This window comes from Ruegeria sp. AP12 (genome assembly GCF_056540025.1).
The window spans coordinates 1-522 of record NZ_JBQFVZ010000341.1; the positions used below are offsets into that span (position 1 = coordinate 1).

Genomic DNA, 522 nt, shown 5'->3' on the forward strand with positions numbered 1-522 from the left:
TCGACCTCGGAGGTGATCCGGGCGGTTTTGAACCCGAACCCTTCGGCGACTTTGCAATAGTCGACGCGTCCGAAATCGGTGGTCCAAGGTTCATCCACATCGTCGAGCAGGATCGCCTCACCCCTGATCCAGCCGAACGTGTCGTTGCGGGTCAGGATAACGGTGATGTTCTTGCCGCTGCGCTTGAGGGTCTCCATGTCGCCAATGACGAACCCGAACGATCCGTCTCCGGTGAAGGAAATGACCGGGCCGTCATGGGCATAGATCGCGCCGACTCCGGCAGGCACCGAATATCCCAGCGCACCCATCGAGTAGTTGGTGATGTAGCGCCGCCCCGGTTTGCGGAACGTCAGCAGCGCCGAAGGATAGATCGCGCTGACGCCGGGCTCAGAAGTGACAATCGCGTCATCGGGCATGATCTGGTCCAACACCTGAGACAGCTTGACCGGTGAGATCGTGCCTTCGGGCATCGGGATGTTCGAGTTGAAGACCTTGTCCAGCGCGGTTTGTTTTATCGGGTTC

Annotated in this window: 1 protein-coding gene; it reads right to left on the reverse strand. The window is 59.4% G+C overall.

What is annotated here, in order from left to right; genetic code table 11:
- On the reverse strand, positions 1-522 hold a 522-nt coding region (locus ACR0E6_RS23105), incomplete at both ends, for a thiamine pyrophosphate-dependent enzyme (RefSeq protein ID WP_480587828.1).